Source organism: Oxalicibacterium sp. (genome assembly GCF_035565035.1).
Lineage (GTDB): Bacteria > Pseudomonadota > Gammaproteobacteria > Burkholderiales > Burkholderiaceae_D > Oxalicibacterium.
The window spans coordinates 1-25,448 of record NZ_DATMTD010000115.1; the positions used below are offsets into that span (position 1 = coordinate 1).

At 56.8% G+C, this 25,448-nt stretch carries 25 protein-coding genes and 1 riboswitch; of the genes, 11 read left to right on the forward strand and 14 right to left on the reverse strand.

The window, feature by feature from the left end:
- Positions 1–92: 92 nt before the first annotated feature.
- Entirely contained in the window at positions 93–1,481 is a 1,389-nt protein-coding gene (dnaA, locus tag VN114_RS12270; RefSeq protein WP_325515253.1) for a chromosomal replication initiator protein DnaA, read from the reverse strand.
- A 337-nt stretch (positions 1,482–1,818) separates the two neighbouring features.
- On the opposite strand from dnaA, the gene rpmH reads away from it, so the two are divergent.
- The 7 genes from rpmH to lpxO all read left to right on the forward strand — a co-directional run bounded on the left by rpmH (position 1,819) and on the right by lpxO (position 9,218).
- Positions 1,819–1,953, forward strand: a complete 135-nt coding sequence (gene rpmH, locus VN114_RS12275; protein ID WP_011872825.1) for a 50S ribosomal protein L34 — start codon at positions 1,819–1,821, stop codon at positions 1,951–1,953.
- A gap of 9 nt (positions 1,954–1,962) precedes the next feature.
- Positions 1,963–2,364, forward strand: a complete 402-nt coding sequence (rnpA, locus tag VN114_RS12280) for a ribonuclease P protein component (RefSeq protein WP_325515258.1) — start codon at positions 1,963–1,965, stop codon at positions 2,362–2,364.
- Complete coding sequence (gene yidD, locus VN114_RS12285) at positions 2,361–2,621, forward strand: membrane protein insertion efficiency factor YidD (protein WP_325515260.1); 261 nt, start codon at positions 2,361–2,363, stop codon at positions 2,619–2,621. Before rnpA ends, yidD begins: the two co-directional genes overlap by 4 nt.
- A 15-nt stretch (positions 2,622–2,636) precedes the next feature.
- Positions 2,637–4,292 carry a membrane protein insertase YidC gene (gene yidC / locus VN114_RS12290; RefSeq protein ID WP_325515262.1) on the forward strand — a complete coding sequence of 552 codons (1,656 nt, stop codon included), beginning with the start codon at positions 2,637–2,639 and terminating at the stop codon, positions 4,290–4,292.
- A 119-nt stretch (positions 4,293–4,411) separates the two neighbouring features.
- A complete protein-coding gene (gene mnmE, locus VN114_RS12295) occupies positions 4,412–5,812 on the forward strand; it encodes a tRNA uridine-5-carboxymethylaminomethyl(34) synthesis GTPase MnmE (RefSeq protein ID WP_325515263.1) in 1,401 nt (466 codons plus the stop codon).
- A gap of 145 nt (positions 5,813–5,957) precedes the next feature.
- Positions 5,958–8,186 (forward strand): NADP-dependent isocitrate dehydrogenase, encoded by a 2,229-nt coding sequence (locus VN114_RS12300; protein ID WP_325515265.1) that lies wholly within the window; start codon positions 5,958–5,960, stop codon positions 8,184–8,186.
- A gap of 138 nt (positions 8,187–8,324) precedes the next feature.
- Entirely contained in the window at positions 8,325–9,218 is an 894-nt protein-coding gene (gene lpxO / locus VN114_RS12305; RefSeq protein WP_325515384.1) for a lipid A hydroxylase LpxO, read from the forward strand.
- An 87-nt stretch (positions 9,219–9,305) separates the two neighbouring features.
- Here lpxO and VN114_RS12310 read toward each other — a convergent pair whose 3' ends face one another.
- The 5 genes from VN114_RS12310 to VN114_RS12330 all read right to left on the reverse strand — a co-directional run bounded on the left by VN114_RS12310 (position 9,306) and on the right by VN114_RS12330 (position 14,084).
- On the reverse strand, positions 9,306–9,851 hold the full coding sequence (locus VN114_RS12310) for a DUF4399 domain-containing protein (protein WP_325515267.1): 546 nt from the start codon (positions 9,849–9,851) through the stop codon (positions 9,306–9,308).
- A gap of 217 nt (positions 9,852–10,068) precedes the next feature.
- The gene (locus tag VN114_RS12315) at positions 10,069–10,293 is read right to left on the reverse strand and encodes a Lar family restriction alleviation protein (RefSeq protein ID WP_325515269.1); all 225 of its coding nucleotides are present in this window, start codon (positions 10,291–10,293) and stop codon (positions 10,069–10,071) included.
- A 187-nt stretch (positions 10,294–10,480) separates the two neighbouring features.
- On the reverse strand, positions 10,481–12,316 hold the full coding sequence (locus VN114_RS12320; RefSeq protein ID WP_325515271.1) for a DUF4153 domain-containing protein: 1,836 nt from the start codon (positions 12,314–12,316) through the stop codon (positions 10,481–10,483).
- Between the two features lie 99 nt (positions 12,317–12,415).
- A complete protein-coding gene (locus tag VN114_RS12325) occupies positions 12,416–13,633 on the reverse strand; it encodes a voltage-gated chloride channel family protein (RefSeq protein ID WP_325515273.1) in 1,218 nt (405 codons plus the stop codon).
- A gap of 72 nt (positions 13,634–13,705) precedes the next feature.
- A riboswitch (Fluoride riboswitch) is annotated at positions 13,706–13,792 on the reverse strand.
- A gap of 46 nt (positions 13,793–13,838) precedes the next feature.
- The gene (locus tag VN114_RS12330; RefSeq protein ID WP_325515275.1) at positions 13,839–14,084 is read right to left on the reverse strand and encodes a hypothetical protein; all 246 of its coding nucleotides are present in this window, start codon (positions 14,082–14,084) and stop codon (positions 13,839–13,841) included.
- Positions 14,085–14,239: 155 nt separating this feature from the next.
- Here VN114_RS12330 and VN114_RS12335 point away from each other — a divergent pair, with 155 nt between their 5' ends.
- Positions 14,240–14,434: a hypothetical protein gene (locus tag VN114_RS12335; protein WP_325515277.1), complete on the forward strand. Its 195-nt coding sequence runs from the start codon at positions 14,240–14,242 to the stop codon at positions 14,432–14,434.
- 260 nt (positions 14,435–14,694) lie between these two features.
- On the opposite strand, the gene VN114_RS12340 is transcribed toward VN114_RS12335, so the two are convergent.
- Together VN114_RS12340 and VN114_RS12345 are read right to left on the reverse strand one after the other, a co-directional pair.
- Positions 14,695–15,180: an asparaginase domain-containing protein gene (locus tag VN114_RS12340; RefSeq protein WP_325515279.1), complete on the reverse strand. Its 486-nt coding sequence runs from the start codon at positions 15,178–15,180 to the stop codon at positions 14,695–14,697.
- Positions 15,181–15,330: 150 nt separating this feature from the next.
- Positions 15,331–17,889 (reverse strand): chemotaxis protein CheW, encoded by a 2,559-nt coding sequence (locus VN114_RS12345; protein ID WP_325515281.1) that lies wholly within the window; start codon positions 17,887–17,889, stop codon positions 15,331–15,333.
- 389 nt (positions 17,890–18,278) lie between these two features.
- Between VN114_RS12345 and VN114_RS12350 the strand changes: the two genes are divergently transcribed.
- Complete coding sequence (locus VN114_RS12350; RefSeq protein ID WP_325515283.1) at positions 18,279–19,052, forward strand: L-asparaginase; 774 nt, start codon at positions 18,279–18,281, stop codon at positions 19,050–19,052.
- 7 nt (positions 19,053–19,059) lie between these two features.
- Here the strand turns inward: VN114_RS12350 and VN114_RS12355 are convergent, their stop codons facing one another.
- Complete coding sequence (locus VN114_RS12355) at positions 19,060–20,040, reverse strand: D-2-hydroxyacid dehydrogenase family protein (RefSeq protein WP_325515284.1); 981 nt, start codon at positions 20,038–20,040, stop codon at positions 19,060–19,062.
- A 141-nt stretch (positions 20,041–20,181) separates the two neighbouring features.
- Positions 20,182–20,421: a DUF2061 domain-containing protein gene (locus VN114_RS12360; RefSeq protein ID WP_325515286.1), complete on the reverse strand. Its 240-nt coding sequence runs from the start codon at positions 20,419–20,421 to the stop codon at positions 20,182–20,184.
- Between the two features lie 158 nt (positions 20,422–20,579).
- Between VN114_RS12360 and VN114_RS12365 the strand changes: the two genes are divergently transcribed.
- Positions 20,580–20,936: a hypothetical protein gene (locus VN114_RS12365; protein WP_325515288.1), complete on the forward strand. Its 357-nt coding sequence runs from the start codon at positions 20,580–20,582 to the stop codon at positions 20,934–20,936.
- 111 nt (positions 20,937–21,047) lie between these two features.
- On the opposite strand, the gene VN114_RS12370 is transcribed toward VN114_RS12365, so the two are convergent.
- Positions 21,048–21,779, reverse strand: a complete 732-nt coding sequence (locus VN114_RS12370) for a phosphatase PAP2 family protein (protein ID WP_325515290.1) — start codon at positions 21,777–21,779, stop codon at positions 21,048–21,050.
- Between the two features lie 268 nt (positions 21,780–22,047).
- On the opposite strand from VN114_RS12370, the gene VN114_RS12375 reads away from it, so the two are divergent.
- On the forward strand, positions 22,048–22,404 hold the full coding sequence (locus VN114_RS12375) for a DUF1428 domain-containing protein (RefSeq protein ID WP_325515292.1): 357 nt from the start codon (positions 22,048–22,050) through the stop codon (positions 22,402–22,404).
- 65 nt (positions 22,405–22,469) lie between these two features.
- Here VN114_RS12375 and VN114_RS12380 read toward each other — a convergent pair whose 3' ends face one another.
- From VN114_RS12380 to VN114_RS12390, 3 genes are read right to left on the reverse strand one after another with little or no spacing between them, the layout of a single operon-like run.
- Positions 22,470–23,369, reverse strand: a complete 900-nt coding sequence (locus VN114_RS12380) for an acyl-CoA thioesterase II (protein ID WP_325515294.1) — start codon at positions 23,367–23,369, stop codon at positions 22,470–22,472.
- Between the two features lie 9 nt (positions 23,370–23,378).
- A complete protein-coding gene (locus VN114_RS12385) occupies positions 23,379–24,422 on the reverse strand; it encodes an LLM class flavin-dependent oxidoreductase (protein ID WP_414694224.1) in 1,044 nt (347 codons plus the stop codon).
- A gap of 57 nt (positions 24,423–24,479) precedes the next feature.
- Entirely contained in the window at positions 24,480–25,376 is an 897-nt protein-coding gene (locus VN114_RS12390) for a LysR family transcriptional regulator (RefSeq protein WP_325515298.1), read from the reverse strand.
- Between the last annotated feature and the right edge of the window lie 72 nt (positions 25,377–25,448).

The window sequence follows — 25,448 nt, forward strand, 5'->3', positions numbered from 1 at the left end:
TGATTTTGTCCTTACTCGAACTTATTCACCGACTATTCACTGCTTATCCAACGGATATCCACAAAGTTATCCACAGGCTGATAGGCAGCTGTCTATCCCTTCAACGTCTGTTCCAAAACATGCAACTCATGGTTGCATTCCGGACTCTTGCCACGGTCCGCGGCGATCTTCCGAACCGCATGCAACACGGTCGTATGATCGCGTCCGCCGAACAGCTCGCCGATCTCCGGCAGGCTCTTTTGCGTTAACTCCTTGGCAAGATACATCGCAATCTGGCGTGGCCGGGCAATGTTGGCCGGACGCTTTTTCGAGTACATATCGGCAACTTTTATATTGAAAAAGTCGGCGACGGTCTTCTGAATGTTCTCGACCGAGATCTGGCGATTCTGCACCGATAACAGATCTTTTAATGCATCCTTGACAACTTCAATCGTGATGTCTTTGCCGTGGAAACGGGAGTAAGCAAGAATCTTGCGCAGTGCGCCTTCCAGCTCACGGACGTTGGAACGTAGATGTTTGGCAACAAAAAACGCTACGTCGTCGGAGAAGGTCACGCCTTCCTGTTCCGCTTTTTTGAGCAGAATGGCGACCCGCATTTCCAGCTCCGGCGGCTCGACGGCGACCGTCAGGCCGGAGTCGAAACGCGAAATCAGCCGGTCGTCCATGCCGGTGATTTCCTTCGGATAGGTGTCGCTGGTGATGATGATTTGCTTCTTGGCGGCAATCAGCGCTTCGAACGCATAGAAGAATTCTTCCTGCGTACGGCTCTTGCCGGCAAAGAACTGGATGTCGTCGATCAGCAACAGATCGAGCGAATGATAATAGCGCTTGAAGTCGTCGAAACCCTTTCGCTGGTAAGCGGTCACTACGTCGCGAACGTACTGTTCTGCGTGGATATAGCGAATTTTGACGTTCGGATTGTCGGCCAGAATCTGATTGCCGATGGCGTGGATCAAGTGCGTTTTACCGAGGCCGACACCGCCATACAAGAACAGCGGGTTATAAGAACTGCCCGGATTGTTGGCGACCTGGATCGCTGCCGCACGTGCCAGCTGGTTGGCCTTGCCGGTAACGAAGCTGTCGAAAGTCAGCGCGGTATTAATACGGCTTTGATCGCGGCGCGGCGCTTGCTCGACTTCGCCGGCCTGGACCGGAATCGATTCCGGCATGCCCGCCGGCGCATCGTCGGCGTGGCTGTCGCCGTTGGAAGAACGCAACGCCGGCTTCTTTGCCGCCGCCAGTCGTGGATCGAGAACAAACTGCACGTCGATCGGGGCTTCCCAGAACTGGGCGGCGAGGGCGGTAATGCGGCTGGCAAACTGCGCCTTGACCCAATCGAGCTTGAAACGATTCGGCGCAGCAATCCGCAACGTGCCATCCTCGTAATCGAGCGGCGCCAGCGGTTTGATCCACGCACTATATTGTTGAGGCGTCAATTCCTGCTCCAACTGGGCGGAGCAGGTCTGCCAGAAATTTTCCATGAATCGTCTACTTGATCTTATTTATACAGGGGCTGTACTGCACTTCCCTTGGGTGGTCTAATGGTGCCTGAGGGCTCGCCACGCGTCGCGCTATTCTACCCCCGTCGGACCAAGTTATCCACAGGCCGGCGGTTTATTTCAAAAATCCCCACACTGGCCAAACTGCGCTAAGTAATTGACAGACAAGCGGAAAATGCTGTCTAATTCAGGGTTCACTACCCACGATGTTGGATCGTTGTGTTGTCGCCATTAAAGGCATCAACCTGCGCCAGCTGCCCAGGATTTGGCGATGGGCGCGTGATGTTCCGATTTATTTTTGCCGATTAGCGAGACCACAATGAAACGTACTTACCAACCTTCCGTCGTACGCCGCAAGCGCACCCACGGCTTCCGTGTCCGCATGGCTACCCGCGGTGGCCGCGCTGTGCTCAACGCACGCCGCGCCAAAGGCCGCAAACGCCTCGCTGCCTAAGCAGATGGCGTGACCGGCGATCGTTCGTTCGATTTTGCACGCGATCGGCGGATCGTTAAAACGGATGAATTTTCATCCGTTTTTCGTTTGCGGCCCGTATATCGCACGGCACATTTCGTCCTCTATACACGCAAGACCGATCTGCCACACGCCCGTTTGGGCGTTGTCGCCGCCAAACGCCTCGCACCCCGCGCCGTGACGCGCAATACCATCAAGCGCATGACGCGCGAACTGTTTCGACAAACGGCTTTGCCGTCCATCGACTGCATCGTGCGCCTGTCGCAACCCGTCAATACGAAAAAAGGCCCGGCAACCAGTGTCGGCCTGAAGGCGTTGTTGCGGGAAGAATTGACGCGACTGTTCGCTTCTCAACAAATTGCGCAGCAGGGCACGCCGGGAGCAACTTCGTGAAGACGTTGCTCGTATTGCTGGTGCGTGTCTACCAATTGGGCATCAGCCCGTTTCTCGGCCAGAACTGCCGCTTCTATCCCAGTTGTTCTCAATATGCGATCGAAGCAATCGGCCGGCATGGCGCAATGAAGGGCGGCTGGCTATCGGCCAAGCGTCTTTGCAAATGCCACCCCTGGCATCCGGGCGGGCTTGATCCCGTACCCGAATCGTCCACCAAAACCTCCTCTTCAACCGCTTGCGGTTGCGGCCATTCCTGAACTGAGTAAGAGATTATGGATACCAAACGTACCATCCTGTGGGTTGTGTTTTCGTTTTCGCTGTTGATGCTATGGGATAGCTACAACCGCTACACCGGCAAGGAACCGTTGTTCGGCCCGTCGACCGCGCAAAAAGCACCTGCTGCGGCCGGTGCAGGCGACGCCGCCGCTCCAACCGCCAATGTGCCTGCGGCAACGACCGGCACACCAACAACCGGTGTGCCAACCGGCGATACAGCTGCCGTTAAAAACGAATCCATCGTCATCACGACCGATCTGATGAAGGCAGAAATCGATACGGCCGGCGGCGAAATCCGTCATCTGGAATTGCTGAAGCACCACGAAAGCGGTCATCCGGACAAGAACGTCGTGCTGTTCGATGCCACACCGCCACGCACCTATCTCGGCCAGACCGGCCTGACTGGCGGCGTGTATCCAAATCACAAATCGATGTTCGTCGCACAAGCCGGTCCGCGTGACCTGGGCGATGCCAACCAGGTACAGCTGGTCCTGACGTCGGAACAGCATGGCGTCAAGTTGATCAAGACCTTCACGTTCAAGCGCAACGATTACCGTATCGACGTCAAACATGACGTCGTCAACAATACCGGCGCACCGATCACCCCATCGCTGTACCTGCAACTGGTGCGCGACGGTGCCAAGCTGCCGAACGAATCGATGTTCTACAGCACCTTCACGGGACCGGCTGTGTACACCGAAGGCGATAAATTCCAGAAGGTGAAATTCGATTCGATCGAAAAGGGCAAGGACGAGCACGCGACCAAAGCCAACAACGGCTGGATCGCCATGGTGCAGCACTACTTCGTTTCCGCCTTCATCCCGCCGGCAGATGCTCAGCGTGAAATCTACACACGCAAGCTGGGCACCGACCTGTACGCCGTCGGCACCATCCTGCCAATGGGTGCGGTCGCACCGGGTGCAACCGCATCGATGGATGCCACACTGTTCTCCGGTCCGCAGGAATCCAAACGCCTGGAAGAAGTCGCGCCCGGCTTCGAGCTGGTCAAGGATTACGGCTGGCTGACGATCATCGCACGCCCGATCTTCTGGCTGATGACACACATCCACCAGATGCTCGGCAACTGGGGCTGGACCATCATCGTGCTGACGATCGTGATCAAGCTGGCGTTCTTCCCGTTGTCCGCTGCCGGCTATCGCAGCATGGCGAAGATGAAGCTGGTCACGCCGAAAATGACCGACATCCGCACCCGCCTCAAAGGCGATCCGCAAAAGATGAATGCGGCGATGATGGAGCTGTACAAGAAAGAGAAGATCAATCCGCTCGGCGGCTGCTTCCCGATCGTGATCCAGATTCCGGTTTTCATCTCGCTGTACTGGGTGCTGCTGGCCAGCGTGGAAATGCGCAACGCGCCGTGGATCGGCTGGATTCACGATCTGGCATCGCCTGATCCTTGGTACATCCTGCCGGTGCTGATGGCGATCTCGATGTTCATCCAGACCAAGCTGAACCCGACGCCACCGGATCCGATCCAGGCCAAGATCATGATGTTCATGCCGATTGCATTCTCGGTGATGTTCTTCTTCTTCCCGGCCGGTCTGGTGCTGTACTGGGTCGTCAACAACATCCTGTCGATCGCACAGCAATGGGTCATTACCCGTCGTATCGGTGATGGCAAGAAGCCTGCATAACCTGACGTAGCGTGTCGGTCGCGTAATGCGACCTGCGATAAAAAAAGCCCGCGCAGTTTGCGGGCTTTTTTATTGCTGTTTAGTTGCGCTTCGCATTTGAACAAACATAGAATGACTTCATGAACTTCGACTCTTCTCCTATTGCGGCAATTGCCACCGCACCAGGACGCGGCGGCATCGGTGTCGTCCGCGTCTCCGGCAAAAATCTCTCTTCCATTATCGAAGCCGTCTGCGGTCCGGAAAAAGCCGGCACCCTGCAGCCGCGTCATGCGACCTATCTGAGTTTTCTGAACGACGACGGCAGCGTCATCGATCAGGGCCTCGCGATTCATTTCAAGGCGCCGCATTCGTACACCGGCGAAGACGTGCTGGAACTGCAGGGTCATGGCGGCCCCATCGTGCTGCAGATGTTGCTGAGCCGCTGCCTGCAGGCCGGTGCTGAAATCGGACTGCGCATGGCGCAACCGGGCGAATTCACGCATCGCGCCTTCCTCAACGAAAAGCTCGATCTGGCGCAGGCCGAAGCAGTTGCCGACCTGATCGAAGCATCGACCGAGGCCGCTGCGAAGTCCGCTTCGCAATCGCTGTCCGGCGCATTCTCCAAAACGATTCAGGACCTCGTCGATCGCGTGATCAGGTTGCGCATGCTGGTCGAAGCGACGCTGGATTTTCCGGAGGAGGAAATCGATTTCCTGCAGCAATCGGACGCACGCGGTCAACTCGACGGCATTCGCGACACGCTGCAACAGGTCTTCAAGCAATCGGCGCAAGGCGCGTTGCTGCGCGACGGCCTGAACATCGTACTGGCGGGACAACCGAACGTCGGCAAATCGTCACTGCTGAACGCACTTGCCGGTAGCGATGTGGCAATCGTCACACCAATCGCCGGCACCACGCGCGACAAGGTGATCGAAACCATTCAGATCGAAGGCATACCGATCAATGTCATCGATACTGCCGGGATTCGCAACGCGGCAGACGCGTCCGACGAAGTCGAACGTATCGGCATCGAGCGCACGTGGGCCGCTGTGCAAAAGGCCGATGTCATCGTGCATATGCTGGACGCGAGCCGCGGGCCTACGCGAGAAGATGAAGAGATCGTCGAACGCTTCCCCGTCAATGCACCGGTGATCCGCATCTGGAACAAGATCGACCTGTCCGGACACAGACCGGCAGTCGATCGCATGCCCGATGCAACGCATATCTATCTGTCGGCAACCGATCTGGCCGGCATGGATTTACTGCGCACGGAACTGTTGCGCCTGATCGGCTGGCAGCAAACCGGCGAATCACTGTATCTGGCACGTGAGCGTCATTTGATCGCGCTGAAATCCGCACACGATCATCTGGAAATGGCAGCACAACACGCCGCACATGACAGCGAAACCACCACGCCCGCGCTGGACCTCTTCGCCGAAGAACTGCGCCTGGCACAGGAACGCCTGTCCAGTATTACCGGCGAATTCACATCGGACGATCTACTCGGTGTGATCTTCAGCAGGTTCTGCATCGGCAAGTAAATCGGCCGTCCTTTGCCGAAATCCCGGATTTTGGCGACAATGCAGCATCAGGCTTTCTGTACAACACGGCAAAGGCGTTGATCCGCGGTCCATACCCGATCGACGCCCTTCCTTATTCCGGCCAACCTTCAGCACTCATACGCCCATGTCCACTACATCCAAGATCATCTATACCCTGACCGACGAAGCGCCTGCGCTGGCGACCTATTCGCTGCTGCCGATCGTCGAAGCCTTCACCCGGTCGTCCGGTATCGCGGTCGAAACACGCGACATCTCTCTGGCCGGACGCATCATCGCGGCGTTCCCTGAATTCTTGACGGATGCACAGAAAATCAGTCCGGCGCTGGCCGAGCTCGGCGAACTGGCCACCAAACCCGAAGCCAACATCATCAAGCTGCCGAACATCAGTGCGTCGATGCCGCAATTGAAGGCAGCAATCAAGGAGTTGCAAGAGCAAGGCTACAAGCTGCCGGACTATCCCGATGAGGCAAAGAACGATCAGGAAAAGGATATCAAGTCGCGCTACGACAAGATCAAGGGCAGTGCGGTCAATCCTGTTCTGCGCGAAGGCAATTCCGATCGTCGCGCACCATTGTCGGTAAAAAATTACGCGCGCAAACATCCGCACAAGATGGGCGCATGGTCGGCCGACTCGAAATCGCATGTCGCGCACATGGATAGCGGCGACTTCTACGGCAGTGAAAAATCTGCGCTGATCGCCGAAGCCGGCAATGTGCAGATTGCACTGGTTACTGCCGATGGCAAAACCACCGTGCTGAAAGAGAAGACTGCGGTCAAGGCAGGCGAGATCATCGATGCATCGGTGATGAGCAGGAAGGCGTTGCGCGATTTTCTCGAAGCGCAGGTCGCCGATGCCAAATCGAAAGGCGTGCTGTTTTCGGTGCATCTGAAAGCAACGATGATGAAGGTGTCCGATCCGATCATCTTCGGCCATGCGGTATCGGTGTTTTATAAAGATGCGTTCACCAAACATGCAGCAACGCTGAAAGACATCGGCTTCGATCCGAACAACGGCTTGGGCGATTTGTATGCGCGCATCAAGACGCTGCCGGCCGACAAGCAGGCCGAGATTGAAAAGGACATTCAGGCTGCCTACACGCAGCGCGCTGCCGTGGCGATGGTCAATTCGGACAAAGGCATTACCAACCTGCACGTATCCAGCGACACCATCATCGATGCGTCGATGCCGGCGATGATCCGTGATTCCGGCAAGATGTGGAACGCAGAAGGCAAACTGCAGGACGTGAAAGCCGTGATTCCGGATCGCTGCTATGCCGGCATTTATCAGGTCGTCATCGACGATTGCAAGAAGAACGGTCCGTTCGATCCGGTCACGATGGGAACGGTACCGAACGTCGGCCTGATGGCGCAGGCGGCAGAAGAATACGGCTCGCATGACAAGACCTTCCAGATTGCAGCCGACGGCGTGGTGCGCGTCACCGATGCGAAAGGAACCGTTCTGCTCGAGCAGAAAGTCGAAGCCGGCGACCTGTTCCGCATGTGCCAGACCAAGGACGCGCCGATCCAGGACTGGGTCAAGCTCGCCGTCAATCGTGCGCGCGCGACCGGCACACCGGCCGTATTCTGGCTTGATGAAAAACGTGCGCACGATGCGCAGATCATCTCGAAAGTACATCGTTATCTGAAGGACCACGATACCGCCGGTCTCGACCTGCGTATCCTGTCGCCGGTCGACGCGACGAAGTTTTCGATCGATCGCATCCGCAAAGGGCAGGACACGATCTCGGTTACCGGCAACGTGCTGCGCGACTATCTGACCGATCTGTTCCCGATCATGGAACTCGGCACCAGTGCCAAGATGTTGTCGATCGTGCCACTGATGGCGGGTGGCGGTTTGTTCGAAACAGGTGCCGGCGGTTCCGCACCGAAGCACGTGCAGCAGTTTGTCGAAGAAGACTTCCTGCGCTGGGATTCGCTTGGCGAATTCATGGCACTTGCGGCCTCGCTCGAACATTTGAGCGACGTAAACGGCAACAAGAAGGCACTGGTTCTCGCCAGGACGCTGGATCAGGCCACCGGCAAATTCCTCGATACCGACAAGTCGCCTGCACGCGCCGTTGGCGGACTCGACAATCGCGGCAGCCATTTTTATCTGGCGTTGTACTGGGCACAGGCGCTGGCCGAGCAAACGGAAGATACTGCACTGCAGGCACAGTTCAAGGCTCCGGCAAAAGCCCTGACCGATAGCGAAGCAACCATTGTTGCGGAACTGAAAGCGGCGCAGGGCAAGGCTGTCAATATCGGTGGCTACTACCATCCCGATGTGGTCAGGACGCGCCAGGCCATGCGGCCGAGTAAAACGTTGAATACGATACTCGACGCGATCAAGTAATGTGCCTGTCAGGCGGCACCGCTGCTGTGTCGCTTGATTCAAAGCGCCCGGTCAATATGGACGGCGGGCGTTTCGAGCATGTTTGCCGGCAGTTGAGTACAATTTGCGCTTCACAATCCATGACTTCCGGGCAACATGATTAAATGGACTCTCATCACGCTGTTCCTTGCCAGCGTCTGCTATACGCATTACCGCGGCAAGGTGCGACATCGCTGGCTGCGCCAGTCGACAGATCACTCGACATTCATGGCGCCGATCAATGCGTTCATGACCCTGTTTTCCAGTCTGCCGGACAAGCCGTATCACGACGTCAACAGCTATCCGGAACTGAAAGCGCTGGCTGAACAATGGCAGGTCATTCGTGACGAAGCGATTGCGTTGCAAGGCGAGATCAAGGCATCGGCCAACATGGATGATGCGGGCTTCAACTCCTTTTTCCGCCGCGGCTGGACCCGCTTCTATCTGAAATGGTACGGCGAGAGCCATCCATCGGCCGTGCAGCGTTGCCCACGCACCGTCGCCATTCTCGATTCGATTCCGACCATCAAGGCCGCGATGTTCACGCAATTGCCGCCGGGTGCCGATCTCGGCAAGCATCGCGATCCGTATGCCGGTTCGCTGCGTTATCACCTCGGGCTGGTGACGCCGAACGACGATCGCTGCTTCATCGATGTCGATGGCGTGCGTTACAGCTGGCGTGACGGCGAGGCAGTGATCTTCGACGAAACGTATATTCACTGGGCAGCCAACGAGAGCGACAAGAACCGCATCATTCTGTTCTGCGATCTGGAACGCAAGATGAAGTGGCGCTGGGCACAGGCGGTCAATCACTGGTTCAGCAGCACGGTGATGGCGGCAACTGCGGCACCGAATGACATGCACGACCGCACGGGCGGCGTTAATCGTGCGTTCAAATACATCTACTCGGTACGCGCGGCATTCAAGCGCCTGAAAGCACGCAACAAATTTGCGTATTACGCGATCAAGTGGTCATTCCTGGCCGCCATCGTGGGCGGCGTCATCCTGATCTGATCAACCGTTTGCGTGCTGCAGAATGCTGGCATGCACGCAAACGTTCTCTCCCTGCGACATCCACCCTCTTCATGACGCAACATGCAATCAGTTGCCTCGCTTCTCCACGAACACCGTGATCTCCTTGCTGGAGACGTAGTACGGTACGTGACGATAATCTGCAAACAGCAACCTTAATGTGTGCTTGCCCGGCGGCAGATCCAGCACGGTTTCTGTTTCTCCATTGCCGAAGTGCTTGTAATGCTGGTGCGTGTGTTCATTCGGCTTGTCGAACGGAATCGGCGCCTTGATATCGACCGGCAACGGCATGTCGATCAGGATATGGTGATGGCCGGTATTGTCGATATTGCCGGCGGCGACAGGCGCCACGCCCATGCCGGTGACGGCAAACGCGACGCGAAACGGCGACTTCACCCGGTCGCCGTCCTTGATGTTGGTGAAGTACGCCAGCTTTTCACCGACCGGAAAAGGGCGTGTGCGTTCGCCTGCGCCGATGGTGCTGATGATGGAATCGGTATCGACTTTTTTGTCGATATCCGCTTTTCTCGCAGGTTCGGCTGCGTAGACCTGTGCGCACTGACAGGCCAGTGCGATTGCCAGTGCGCGGGCAGTGACCGTTTGGTGGACGAACATGATTTTAGGACTCGTTTGCATGGAGATGTAGGGAAAGGTTGCCGGCAATAACGTTGTAAACGTTGCCAACCAGAATTTATTCCATTACACCATTATTTGCCTGTGCCGTCTGCGCACGTAATGCCTTGCACAAGCGTTGCTATGCATGACACAAAAGAAAATGGCCGAGTCGAGTCGAGTCGGCCATTTCTAGTTTGCTGATTGCTATGGGATTAGCTTAATGATGGAGTTCGGGCGCCTTCTGCTTGTTCCATGCAGCAACGGCGCTCTCGCTGTTTTTGCTTTCGCTACCGCCGCTGAAGTGAGCCGTGTTGTGACTCAATACACATTCACCATTCGTACAATGGACGTAGCTATACGGCAATTCGGATTCAAGATAATGGGATTCTTTCAACTCTGCCCGGCTGCCGCACAGCGGACACGATTTCAGTGCTTTATCCATCTTTCCCTCCTAGTTTGATTTGCTTGTCAAACATGCGATTAATTCACCATCCGAGAGTTCCGCCGCTTCCTCCTGTTTTTGATCTGACGGCAGACCGATAACAGTCCACTCGATTTGATTCTAGTACAAATTCGTTTGTGTGTATTTCAGTTGAAAACTATGCATGCGGAAGGTTTTCCGATGAGTGTTATCGACGATCCTCTGCACATTTGGTTTCGTCGCTGTTTTTCGGCTCGAAGTGCAGGCGACGGCCATTGATCTCCAGGTCCTTGAACTCCGGGACGACAAGCTGATAGCTGCCCGCTTGCATCGCTTCCATCATGTCCTTGCATCGAGCGCCCCGGATATAGCCTGACAATTGCCACTGACCGGTTGTCGTATTCGCCGTGAAGACGGCGATCGGGCTGTAACGATTTTCATCCTTCAACAGGATATCGGTCCGGCCATCGCCATTCAGATCGTTCAGGTATGCGTTGCAATGACGATTCTGGTAGCGCAGACATTCCGTTGCCGTCGCATCCTTGTTCCAGTCCTGTTGCAGAAAATCTTCCGGCAATGATTCCGTCTTCGGCCACACCGTCATATTTTTTACGCGCGACGCCGCGTTCGCTGCCGGATTGCCTTCGTTGCGATCCCATTTGTTTTTTCTGTTCAATGCCGTCTCGGCCAGCGTTCTGATGGTCGCCGCATCGTTGCCAGTGGTTCTGGTTTTGAGCACCTGCAACGCGTCGTTGCCGTAACGTGCGCCTTCGAATTTCAGGTAGGCGTAATCGAATTCCGCTGCGCCGACCTTGCCGCTTTCCAGTCGCGCCATCTGGCTGGCGACCGACAGTCGTGCCGGATCCGCAATCGGTGTAAACAATGCAATCAAGACCGCCAGAATCATGAACGCCGTGATGACATTGGTCGGCGCAATACGCGCCAGCCATGTGCCACGCTCGCATGCCGCCCACAGATAGCCGACCGCATAGCAGATTGCGATCAGCAGACCCGCCGCGGCGATGATGCGGTCATTGGTCCAGCCGTATTGTTCTACACGCAGCGTCAGCGAATAAATCGCGATCAGCACCATCGGCAGCAACAGAATGCATGCTGCCCTGGCGACAACGCGCAGCACACGTGCAATCTGCTTACCCAGTTCGCCGCTTTGAAAGGTCGCGTTGATCAGCAGCACGAGCACGGCGGTCGCACCCAGCAATACCGATGTTGCGTGGCGCGTCGCCCAGAGTGGTTCCAGCCCGACAAAAGGCAGACTCACCAGAAAACCACCGACGATCAGTGTCGTCACCGGCAACAGCCACGACATCAATACCAGCAGCAAGCCGCGAATCCCGCGCACGATGCCTGGTCGGACATCGGTAACGTGCAACGCCGTCGCAAAAGCAAACGTGGTCACAATCACGACAAACCAGGGCTTCCCCAACAGGTCCTGCAGGAAACGAAGTTTGACCAGCATGAACAGCGCTGAACCCAGCCACAGGATCAGCCACAACACACCGGTGAACAACAATGAAAACATGATCTGAATGATCAGTTTCCAAGATATTTCGAAATACGACGAATAGCTTGCTATGCGCCGCTTATCTGCTGCGCCGGAGAGAACCAGTGCATGTGCGATATAAAGACCGGCCGGCAGGAAGAACAGCAGCCAGCCTGAAGGCGAATATCCGGTAGATGTATTGCCGAAAAAGCGCCATTCGCCGTTCCCCATGCCGGAACGCCAGATATCGTGCAGCGTCAGCAACACGCAAACTGCAATAGCCCCCACCATCCAGATCGCAATGCGCCGCTTCTCCAGATGCCCGAGACCAGAAACGAACAGTGCCGGCACGAACAGGAAAGTCATCACCAGCGATGCAAACAGATAGAGATGGGAGGAAGGCCAGCCGGTATGTTTCGCGGACCAGTACAGGAAATAAAGCACCACTCCCTGCAACAAGCCGGTTGCCATGCGCCATTGCGCAATGCGACTGCTCACAATCGATTGCGGTATCGACAGTTCTTCATCTGTTGCCGTATGCATCCGGTCTCCTCTGGGTGATCCCTGCACGAATGTGCCATGCGACTTTACGCGATTACTGAAACAATGCCATCCCTGAAACTGGGTAAGCCAGATGCAGCCTTAATCGCGCTGCATGCGCTGCGCGCGATAAATGCCGGTGTGCCCGGAAAAAAGATAACTGACCACGCAGGCAATGCCCGCATACGGCCCGATTGTCGGACCGAACAGTTCGATCGCCATCACGGTCGATGCAATCGGTGTATTCGACGCACCGGCAAATACCGCAACAAACCCCAATGCAGCAAGCGTCTGGAAAGGCAGTTGCAACAGCGGCGCCAATGCGTTGCCGAGCGTGGCCCCGATATAAAACAGCGGCGTGACTTCGCCTCCCTTGAAACTGCTGCCGAGCGATACGACGGTAAACACCAGCTTGCCGATCGCATCCCATATCGGCAATGGCTGCTGGAATGCCTCATTGATGACCGGAATGCCAAGCCCGATGTAACGCTGCGAATCAAGCGCCCATACGGCAACGGCGACCACGATACCCCCGATGAAAGGCCGCCATGGCGCGTACGCAACATGTTTCTTCATCAGGTCGCCGACGCCGTGCACGCTGCGCGCAAACAGCATGCCGACCAGACCGAAGGCAATACCGGCGACCACCGTCGCCGCCAGGGTCGGCAACGTGATATCCGGCACGATCGCTACCGCGAAATGCATGTGATGCACGCCCCACAGATTGCCAACCTGTTCGCCGACAATCGCCGCGAAAAAGCAGGGGAGAATCGCGTCGTAACGCATGCGGCCGACCATCAATACTTCCAGGCCGAAGATGGCACCGGCCAGCGGTGTACCGAACACCGATGCGAAACCAGCGCTGATACCTGTCATGATCAACAGACGCCGGGCCTGTTTATCCATGCGCAAGATCGGCGTCAATTGATCGGCCAGCGCTGCGCCCATCTGCACGGCGGTTCCTTCGCGTCCGACCGATGCGCCGAACAGATGCGACGTGATCGTCGCGCCAAGAATCAGCGGCGCCATGCGCAGCGGGATGATTTTTTTCGGATCATGGATTTCATCGATGATCAGGTTGTTGCCGGCTTCAACCTCCTTGCCCAGCTTCAGGTAGATCCAGGCAACGGCAAATCCGGCCAGGGGCAGGAACCAGATGATCCAGCCATGCGTTTCGCGCCATGCTGTTACCTTGTCGAGCGCAAAGAGAAAGAAAGCCGATGCCGTACCCGCGAGAGCGGCGACGACCAGCGACAACAGCAGCCATTTCAACGCATACGGCAGCAGCGCGACTTGTTCGGGATATTTTGAATTTTTCATGAAATCGGATGGCAGGTTGGACAACCCGGTCACGATGCGCTAACGACGAACGCCTGCAGCTCCCCGACCGGGAACACTACAGGCATCATCAGCCGCCCAGGACAAGGATGTAAGGCAGGCGGCGGTTGGGTCGGGAGGAATGCCATCTCCCGTACAGCATGCGAATCTTAGCAGGAAGCCCTGACTGTTGTTCACAGCGAAACAGTCATGCGCGGAAAACATACAACAACACACACAATCCGCCGCCGACCAGATACAGCATCCCGGTACGCGAGATCGCATACGGATACAGCATCAGTGCCACACCGATCCATTTCGGATAAGGCAATTCGGCCTTCTTGCCGTATCGATAGGCAGCGTAGCCGACGATGCCGAACAGGATGGCGCCGAACAGATAGGCCGGACTCGGCAATTGCAGACCGGCAGATTGAAGTGCGTCGAGGTTGTTCATGACGATGTCCTGCATTTTCCACGAAGCATAACTCTACCCGATTAGTCGTGGCGAACGGCAACATTCGCTACGTGCATGTGCCGTTGAACGTTCGGCATGACCATACGTCCAACCTGTCCGCGTCGCATGCATGGCGATGAATCCAGGAGCACAAAATGTCCAAGGACGACTGGCACTACAAATGGGTCAAGGCGCTGGTTCATGCCGGCATTTCCGTCGAAAGCGCAGAGAATGCCTTCAAGCTCCGGTTCGGCAGCGCCGACAATATCGATACGGATGCCGATCCGCTGAGCGACGCACAGAATTTTATTGATACGCATCCGGTGGTCAAGGAACCGCGATATTTCTGAACATCTCACGATCATTCCAACTGCGTCGATATGACAGACGAATGACAAATCCTGCATACCGTCTGCCAAAAACTCTCGCATCCAAAATAGTTGCCCTGCGTCACAACGGCGTAACAATGCCTCGCTATGCTTGCCTCGATACTTCTCCAAGTATTGATATTCTCTTTTGCCCGCACCGGAAGTGCGGGCTTTTTTTTGCGTAACTCCAAAATAAAACGGCCGCCGAAGGCAGCCGTCACGGTCAATGCATCGCGCTTCCATCAAGCCTGTTCGAATACGCCTTCCGTGCGATTCTTGCGAACATCGTCCCACGTAAAAATCCTCGCGTTCATCGCGATGTAGACGCCATGCGGCAAGGTCTGTGCAATGCCGCAGGCAAAACCGAAGTTGAACAGCGCATCGGAATTTTTCACTTCGTAAGGAATCATCGCGCCAGTCAGCACGATGGTTTTCGGCAGTTGCGCCGTACCCAGCACCTCAGCCGTTTCCTTCATCGTGTCGGTACCGTGGATGACGACGATGCTTTTTTCATCCGCACGCAGGCAGGAGGCTGCGATGCGCTGGCGATCGGCATCGTGCATATCGAGCGAATCGAGGAAGGGCAGTTGTTCAAGCTGGATCGGCACCGTGATGCGGGCACGCTTGATGACATGCGGAAGATGGCCGTGGCCAAAACCGAGACGACCCTCGATCTCGTCATAGTGTTTATCGAAGGTACCGCCGGTGGCGATGATGCGTAGTGTCATTTTTATGATCGCGCAGGCAAAGGATTATTTGAAATTGCTTTGCACATCATAACGCCAGCAGTGCCTGTTGCGACAACTGTTACGACATGAAATTTTCTAATTAACCTTTCCGTCACCGCGCCGAGATCCGGTGCGGTGACGGTCCACTCGTCAGGCCGCGATCTTCATCGCGGGATCGATCGGGATTTCCTCACCATTGAGGACGGCAAACAGGTGATCGATATTGATTGCCTGAATCAGCAGTTCGCCGCGATTGGCCTGGATGACCTCGGTCACGAGCATGCCGGTTTCCGGCGCGGCCAATGGCGTCGGCACGATTTGCGCGGGCTGGAATTCCGGCACGCCGTGCAGTTCGCTGACCAGCAGGCCGATACTCTTGCCGTCGCGCTGGACGACGATGACCTGACTGCTGCTGTCGATCTCCGACTTCGTGCCACGCATCAGATGGCCGAGATCGAACACCCACACGAAACGACGCGACTCGCCATCGTGGTTCAGTGCGAGGATGCCGATCCGCTCGGCGCGGCTGCCCATCGACATCGAGGAAATCGCCGAGGCGGGCAACGCTTCCTGCACGTATTCCGCAGCAATGGCAAACAACGACCCGTCGACGAAGAACGTTGCGAACTCGCGTCCCGCCGGCGCAGCCGGATCGACCTCCAGTACGGCATTCACATGCTTGCCGTTTCCGGATTGCCGACGTTCTTCGCCGAACGCGTTGTAGACGACCGCGATCACGTCTTCGCGATAACCGTCGGATGTCTTGAACTCGCGATAACCGTGCGACACCGTGCAGCCGAGGATCGCGTAATGTCCATCGTGAATCACGATGCGCGAGGTGCTGCTGCCGTTTGGCAGGGCCAGCAACTCGCCATCGATTTCCAGTTGCGTGCCGACTGGCCGCGACGCATCGGTACTGGCGATGATGTGGCCGTCACGATCGACGAAGAGGGCGCTGACATCTTTCTTGTCGCCGAGCGCGCCTTTCAGCATTGCGGAAAATTCCGGCGCCGCGTCGAACACGATGCCGATACCGCCGACCACGCTGAACTCGTTTTCCGGGTGACGGATCGCGGCGTGGTACACATACGTTGGCCGGCCGCCATACAACGGCGTCGCTTCGAACGGCGAGACGTAATACTGCTGATCGTTGGTCAGTGCGACGACCGCCTCCAACGTTCTTGCGTCGATGCTGGTGCCGATCACTTGCAGACCGTCTCCCTTGAAGTCGGTGCTGGCGACGATGATGCCATCGCGGTCGTAGACGAAGATGCGCGTATAGACCGTGTACAGCGAATTGATGTAATCGAGGATCTCCGTAATGCGCGCAACGGTCTGCGCCGATTTATGCGGATCGGCCAGCGCAACCTGCAACTCCGGCGTCAGCGCCCACCAACGGCAGTCGTCGGATCGTTCGTACAGATTACGATCAAGCAGATCGACCATCAGGTGCGAGACGAATTCGGAATCGCTGAGGCTGGACGACAGTACTGTTTCGTACAGATCGCGAATCGATTGCGAGAACAGTTCGTTGCTGCGCGCACCGGTTTCGCTGATCTGCTCGAGGATGGTTTTCAGTTTCAGCAGTTCGCCGTTCTGGCCGGCGGTCATGACCTGGCCATTCCAGACGACGCGTCGAATGGTTTCCGCTGCGCTCATGATTTCGAACAGCGGCGGACAAAACGATTCGGCATGCGACAGCAGACCATCGGCGACATGTGCGTCGAGCGAGGTCAGCGCATTTGTCGCCAGTCCGGTGAAGCCCAGTTCGACGGGAATCATCACCTGTCCCTGCCAGCCCGGCGGCCCCATGTAACCTTGATAACCATCCGCAGAAAACGTACGCGCCAGATATTCGCGGCCTCCGTAAACCACCAGCTTCGGCTCGGCGTCACGATTGACCGGCACGACCGCACCGACCGGAATCCAGCGCGGATCGGCGCTGGCGATCACGCGGTTGCCGCCATCCAGCAGCAGCATGTTGGAGCGCTCGGCCGGATCGCGATGCGAGCGGAAGATTCCGGCCAGTTCTTCCTCGAAGTGAAAGCACAGGCACAGCACGCCGACCACCTCACCGGTTTCCGGGTGATGCATGCGGCGCGAATAGATCAGTGCTTCGTGTTTGCCTGGACGCAAGTCGGTGGCGCGAAACGTTTCGACATACGTATCCGATTCCAGCGTCTGTTCGAGCAGCGGATCGGTGCTGCCTTCGAGCGGCGTCGATTCACCGATCTGCACCAACACGTTGCCTGCCGTGTCGAGCAGGATGATCTCGTCATACACCGTGTATTTGTTGCGATAGGCACGCAGGCGTGCGCGAATCATGTCGCGCTCGTCATGGATGCCGGCGACGAATGTACACAGCTCGCGATCGGTCGCGAGGAAGCCAACGTCGGCTGTGCGTTCGTACAGATTGCGCACGACGATGTCGATCACGTACTGCGCCTTGGTGCCGATTTCTTCCAGCACATTGGCGACTTTTTCACGCACCAGACTGGTCACCAGTTCCTGCTCGAGACGATTGAACCCGGCACGCGTTGCCGCCATCGTCGGCAGGATCGCTTTCGCTTCGACCGGGCAATTCATCTTGGCGGAGGCTTCGATCATGCGCCAGATCAGATTCAGTTCGCGCAGCGATTGTTCGCAACGGCTGACATCGCGCATGTAGGGAAGGAAGGTGTCAATTTGCAGCGGGGCGTGGGCGTCCATGATGGTCCTGACTTTCTGAAAATTGCGGGCGACAGAGGTTGCGGGGAAGATAGCAACATGACGCATAGATGCTTCAAAGCAATTAGCAGACCAGCCGCACACATCATTATTGACATGACAACGCCGCACGCAAAACGTCCTGTCACAGCGAAGATGTGTGACGTTTGCCTGGAAAAAATTTACACATTCGCACCGGGGTGATGCGCCGGTGCACAACTTCCATTCTTCCATTAGGCGCGTTCGATGCAACATGCGCAGGATTCCGGCTTGAAAGAAAATAAAGCCCGGATAAATACGCTGCACGCATACCGATCCGGCATCGACGCAGTCAAATCCCGCTACACTAACGCCTCATTACTTCCTGTTTTTTGCAATCAACTGTTTGCTCAATGAAACCCATCGCACCCGGCACCGTGATTTTCCATCGCCATCGAGGCTATGGCGTCATCACGGCCGTTAATCTGATGACCGGCTGGATCTCGGCGCGCTTCGGCAGCGAGATGCGGACGCTCGACCTTAATCTGTCGACCGATGAAGTCCAGCATGCCGATGGAGAGCCGATTCTGTTCCGCCGAACACCGCCCGATCCGATGCCGCACGCGCGATTGATGGCGATGGTGCGGCAACTGCATCGCGCCGGTTATCAACGCCTGTATCTGTATAGCTGGCCGAAACCGTCAGGCCTGCATCTGCGCTGGCATTTGTTTACCGGTCCGCGCAACTGGATGGAACGTCCGTGGCGTGAAGGCTGGTACGGCTCGGGAGCCGAATACAACTTCAATCCTGTGATGGGTTGGGGCGACGCCCCTGGCGAAACAACGGAAGAGCTGGCCAGCACCCTGGCACAGTTCGACCCGACCGGGATGGCACAAGCGCTGGGACGCGATGAAGATCACACGTTGTGGTTCGAGACAGTCTGTGAAGCGTTGCTGCCGGATTACACCTATTCGCTCGGCTGGAATGATCGCGACGGCCAGATACCGGACGCGTTGCCGGTCATTCCGGTGCGTCGCGGTGTGCCGCCCTACAGCGGACCGCCGCTGCCGTGGCCGCCGGGCTGGATCAAGCTGTGGGGTGGTGGCCATCTGGCAACCACAACGGCGACCCTGCTGCCGTCTTCCAAACGCGGCCCGACTGACGCCGAATCCGATATCGCTCGCTGAATCGTTATCAGGCTTCCGGTTGCAGCACGTTCTGTGGCGTGCCATTCGCAAAATCAATAATGTTCTGAAACGCGCTGCGAAAATAGATTTCGTAACTGTTTTTCTCGACATAACCGAGATGCGGTGACGCCAGTACATTCTCCATTTGCAGCAACGGTGAAGTCGGCGGCAACGGTTCGCTTTCATACACATCGAGGGCGGCGTAACCGGGACGTCCCGCCCGCAGCGACGCCAGCAATGCATCCGGCGCCACCAGTTCGGCACGACTGATATTGACGAACAGCGCATCGGGCTTCATCCGCTGCAGATCTTCCGCCGTGACGATACCGCGCGTCTGGTCGTTCAGGCGCAGGTGCAGCGACAATACATCTGCTTCGCCGAAGAAGGTTTCCTTCGATGTGGCGAAACGAAATCCATCCTGCTCCGCCGCCGCGCGACTCGTCTCGCGTCCCCATACAACGACGTCCATGCCGAATGCCTTGCCGTATCCGGCCATCTTGCGGCCGATACGGCCGTAGCCCCAGATGCCGAGCATGCGCCCCTTCAACGACGTGCCCAGCGTATTGCGCTCGGGCGACATCGATGCGACCTGCCACAGGCCGTCCTTCAGATTATTGACGTATTGCGGCAGTTTGCGCGTGGCCGCCATGATCAGCGCCCACGCAAGTTCCGATGGCGCAGTCGGATCGCCGATGCCTTCGCAGATCGTGATGCCGCGTGCCGCCGCGGCAGCAACATCGATGTGACCGCTGACTTTGCCGGTTTGCGAAATGAGCTTGAGATTCGGCAGCTTCTCCAGCAATTGCCGCGACAACGCCGTGCGTTCACGTATCAGCACCAGCGCATCGAAATCCCGCAACCGGATTGCCAACTGCCCGACGCCGCGTGCGTTATTGGTGAACACCTTGACGTCATGTCCGTCCAGCAGGGAGAAACAATCAAGCCGCCGTACGCTGTCCTGATAGTCGTCGAGGATTGCGATTTTCATGAAAGCTCCGGGTGATAAATGATCATGCGCGATACGCAAACAGTGCGCCGTATTATCCGACAGCTGTTCGTCGTTTGTTTTCAAGCGGCGATAAAAAAGCCGCTGAAAAATCAGCGGCCTCGATCATTCGGAGTTCGGCGATTATGCATTCTGTGTTTTTTGCGAGGCGACCTGCATCTGCGCTTTTTCGCGTGCATTGATCCTGTAGCGGATCTTTTCCCAGACCTTGTCATGCACCGGCATTAACATCACATTGCAGATCGGCTCGATGACAGCCGCCACGCCGCCAAGCGCGATCGAACCGGTGAAGATGTACATGACGCTGAATGCAACTGTCATGTGCATGCCGACCTGACTGACGGTTTTTGCTGCGGTAACCATGATGTGATCCTTTCCCTATTCGTTTGATGACTGACGCATGAGGCAAAGAGTAATCATTCTCGTTTAATAGAACAATTTGATTTATTCAACCAAAATAATAGGTGCGGGCTATTGCCTCTGATCTGGCGTAGAATCGGGTCTCAACTACCGGACAACACGTGCCCCGCCAATTACTGCGCGCAGCAGCGCTGCCTTACCGATTCATTCGCAATACCACGCACTTCCTGTGGGCAATGCAGGGACGTGAACGCACGCGCCTGTGGCATGAAATGAACGAGATGCGCGGCCTGCTGCCCTTGCTGATGAAGCGACGCAATGGCGAACGCTGGACCGACCTCGATCGCAAACGGATTCGCGTGCATCTGCACAAGTTGATGGAGTTGAGTCCCTACATGGTGCTGTTCATCGCACCGGGCGGTTTCTTCGTCCTGCCTTTACTGGCCTGGTGGCTGGATAGACGTCATCCAAAACCTGCGCCCGAACCCATCGTTACCGAACAGCAGATTCAACCGTAACGCTTTCCGCGGCTCCCGTTTCACGAGCTCTGCTGATGTGTTCTGCAAAAGCCTTCACCTGCCGGAACCTTCGAACGATGACTGCCTCGCCGATCACCGGGACGACAGCCGCTAACCGCATTGATTGGCAAGTCCGGTTTTGACGTTCGCCAAACGAACATATCGAAAACCTTCGATCACCATGCTGATCGCCACGCACACTGCCCAGGAAATCCACAGCGACCACAGGTTGTGAGAAACGAAGTGCGCGCCACGCACCACCTGTACCGCGCTCATCACCGTACCAAGTACGAGACTGCCGATCAGGATGCCGCGCGCCCATCGCGGAGCCCGCTCGCGCAACGCGAAATAACCGGCAATCAGGACGAAACCCGCAGAAGCATGGCCACCCGGCCAGCAGCGTCCCTGGCGCACCGCCATCTTCACCGTATCGAACAGTGGAAACCAGACGCTCTTGCCGCCGTACATCGCAAGGTCGTACGGGCATGCATGCATGCTCGATCCTTTCAGCATCTGGATCACGAGTGATACCGCACCGCCCATGGCAATGAATACAAGCAATGGCCGCCGCCACGTGCGAAGACGTTGCGACCAGACGCCGGCAAGCGCCAGGCCGATGCATACCAGCCAGGCAATCACGCTCAGCTTCTTCAATACCTGATGTCCCCAGTAAAACAATCTTTTGTTGTGTTCGAGAGGAAAGGTTTGCGTGACGGGATCGAAGAACTGCTGCGACACCCAGAAATCGATGGTACCGCTGCGGGAGAGCCATACAAACAGAACGCCTGAGACGAAGAGTCCGATCAGATTGACGGAGATAAAACGGCGATAAGAATTTTCCACAACACGTTCCCGCAAAACGATTGCCCCACAGCATTCTTGCAGCGGAATACTCTGAAGTTCGAAAAGATTTGATAACGATAGAGCGTCACAAACACGCCCGTTTACATACCCTCAAGAAACTACGCCTCAGCAGGTTAAATTCTCGTTAAGACGGTCGTTTTTTGGAGTAAATTGCGGACGAGACTGGTAGCAAACGGCTAACTGGTCATCACACGAGCGTCGCCAAAATATTCGGCGCATCCCCGGATGATTTTTCAAGGAGACGAAGATGGCTTACGTAGATGGTTTCGTTATTCCCGTACCGAAAAACAATATCGAAGAGTACAAGGCATTCGCCAGCAAATTCGGCGCCATCTGGATGGAATACGGCGCACTGCAATATCGCGAATGCGTGGCAGACGATGTCAAACCCGGCAAGCTCACGTCATTCCCGCAAAGCGTGGATTTGAAGGACGATGAAACGGTAGTGTTTTCATGGATCGTCTACCAGTCGCGCGCGCATCGTGACGAAGTCAACGACAAGGTGATGAAAGATCCACGTGTTGCCGACATGTCGCCGGACAAAATGCCGTTCGATGCGAAGCGCATGATTTTCGGCGGGTTCGAGATGGTGATCGATCTGTAATCGGCGTGATGTGCGTCGTTTGCAATGACGCTGAATGTCTCTGCAAAGCCGTCCCCGACAGCTTTTTATTGCGTCGTTGATGTTGGTGATGGCGCCGGTTGCCGCAGACGAATCAAGCCTTCCTGCGCCACCGTCGCGATCAGCACACCTTCGCGGTTATACACGTGGGCGAGACACAGTCCGCGACCGCCGGAAGCATTCGGTGTATCGATCGAGAAAAGCAGCCACTCATCCATGCGGAACGGCCGGTGAAACCAGATCGTGTGGTCGAGACTGGCAATCTGCAGACGCGGATCGCCGACGGAAATGCCGTGCGGCTGCAATGACGTCCACAACAATCCGTAATCCGATACGTAAGCGAACAGGCTTTCGTGCACATACGCATCGTCGGGCAAACGCATCGGCGCGCGCATCCAGACGTTGCGGCTGGTCGACCCGCGCGGGCCGCTCAACAGATCGCCATCGTGCGTCGCACGATAGTCCATCGGCACCGGACGGAACGGCCAGCCGCTCGTCGCCTGCTGTCGCCATTGTTCGACGCTGGAAGGAAGTGTTTCCGGATCGATCATCGGCGGCGGTGATTTTTGATGCGACAGACCTTCTTCCGGCGACTGGAACGACGTCGACATCACGAAGATGCGTTTGCCTTCCTGCGTCGCAACCACGCGTCGCGTGCTGAAACTGCCGCCGTCACGCACACGCTCGACTTCATATTCAATCGGCAAACGAAGATCGCCGGGCAGAATGAACAACGCATGCAGCGAATGCGGACGACGATCTTCCTGCGGCACCGTCATGTTCGCCGCATGCAGCGCCTGGCCAAGTACCTGTCCGCCGAACACGTGCGGCGCACCCATGAAATGGCTTTGCCCGCTATAGCGATCGGCGCCGCCTGTCTGCAGCGACAGCAGCGCGACGATTTCTTCCGTGTTGAACAGCGATGGATCCGGCATGGTTATGCTCATGGTTATGCGTCAGGACTGGCGGCGCACGTCGGCGACGATTTCATACGAACGCACGCGTGCTGCGTGATCGAACGCCATCGTGTGGATGATGATTTCGTCCGCCTGCGTCGTGTCGAGGAAGGCCTGCAGTTTCTCGCCCACGATGGCGGCATCGCCGATGATCGATGCTCGCAACATCGATTCCACCGAAATGCGTTCATGCGGCAGCCACGCGTCATCCATGTTTTCGATCGGTGGCGGCAACTGACCGGGCGTGCCGCGTACCAGGCCAAGATGCATCTGCTGCTGCGATGTCGCCATGCGCTGCGCCTGCTCTTCGGTATCGGCGGCAAACACATTGACACCGACCATCGCGTACGGTTTCTGCAACGTGCCGGACGGGCGGAAATTCTGGCGATACAGTTGCAGTGCCGTCAGCATGTAGTCCGGCGAGAACTGACCGGCAAACGCAAACGGCAAACCAAGATGGCCGGCAAGCTGCGCGCTGTAACTGCTCGACCCCAACAGCCAGATCGGAACATCGATGCCCTGGCCGGGAATTGCCTGCACCGGCGCATCTTCATGGGCCGGTTGAAAGAACCCGCGCAATTCATTCAATTGCCGCGGAAATTCGCTGCCGTCATCGCTGATCTCGCGTCGCAATGCACGCGCCGTCGCCTGATTGGAACCCGGCGCACGACCGAGACCGAGATCGATGCGGTTCGGATACAACGAGGCCAGCGTGCCAAACTGCTCAGCCACCACCAGCGGGGCGTGATTCGGCAGCATGATGCCGCCGGAACCGACCCGGATCGTCGACGTCGCGCCCGCAACGTGACCGATGACGACAGCGGTTGCCGCGCTGGCGATACCCGGCATGCTGTGATGTTCGGCCAGCCAGATGCGGTGATAACCGAACTGTTCAACGCGTTGCGCCAGATCGCGTGATCGACGGAAGGCATCGGCTGCATCGCCGCCGACGGTGATCGGTGACAGATCCAGCACCGACAAGGGAATATCTTTTAATTTCATGGCGAATCCTGATCCTTGATCGACGCATGCGCACCTGCGCATTCGCGTACAAGACAGATGACAGAATAACGTGAATCGGAAATCCGGTTTGGAGGTGCGCTATTTGCGTAACGCCTGCACGAATTCGACGAACGCCTTCAATGCCGCCGGCATCTGGCGACGACTTGGATAGTACAAATACAGACCCGGATAATGCGGGCACCAGTCGTCCAGCACGGCCTGCAGATAGCCGGCTTCGACATAAGGCGCCGCCATCTGCTCGAACGCGTAAGCGAAACCAGCACCATGCAACGCGGCATCCAGCATCAGTCCGACATCGGTCAGGGTCAGCGGACCAGTTACATCGGTTTCCAGCTTGACACCGCCGCGTTCGAATTCCCAGCGATACACGACACCACTGGGAAATCGATGGCGAATGCAGGGCAGTCCCAGCAAGTCTTTCGGATGTTTGGGTTTGCCGTGCTGCTTGATGAAAGCCGGGGTCGCCACCACGATCGAACGCTGATAAGGACCGAGCGGAATGGCGATCATGTCGGCTTCGATACGCTCGCCGAAACGTACCCCGGCGTCGAAACCCGACGACACCATGTCGACGAAGGCATCGTTGTCCACGATTTCCACTTTGACCTCCGGATAAGCCTGCAAGAACGCGGCGACAACCGGCAGCAGCACGATCTGGGTCGACGCTCGGCCGGAGGTAATACGCAAGGTACCGACCGGCTTGCCGCGAAAATCATTGAGATCTTCCAGCGCATCATCGATGTCGCGAAAAGCGGGATCGACGCGTGCGAACAGGCGCTCGCCTGCTTCAGTCAGCGCCACGCTGCGCGTCGTGCGATTGAAGAGCCGCAGATCGAGCCGTTCCTCTATACCGCGTAGCGCATGGCTAAGCGCGGAGGGCGTCAGGCCAAGTTCGACCGCCGCGCGGCTGAAGCTGAGATGCCGCGCAATACTTAGGAAGACGGCGAGGTCGGATGGCGTGACGCGTGGTTTCATGGCGTTTTCAATTAGTGAATTTTATTCATAAGGTCTTTCAAAATTATAGGGATTATCACATCAATCGTGTTC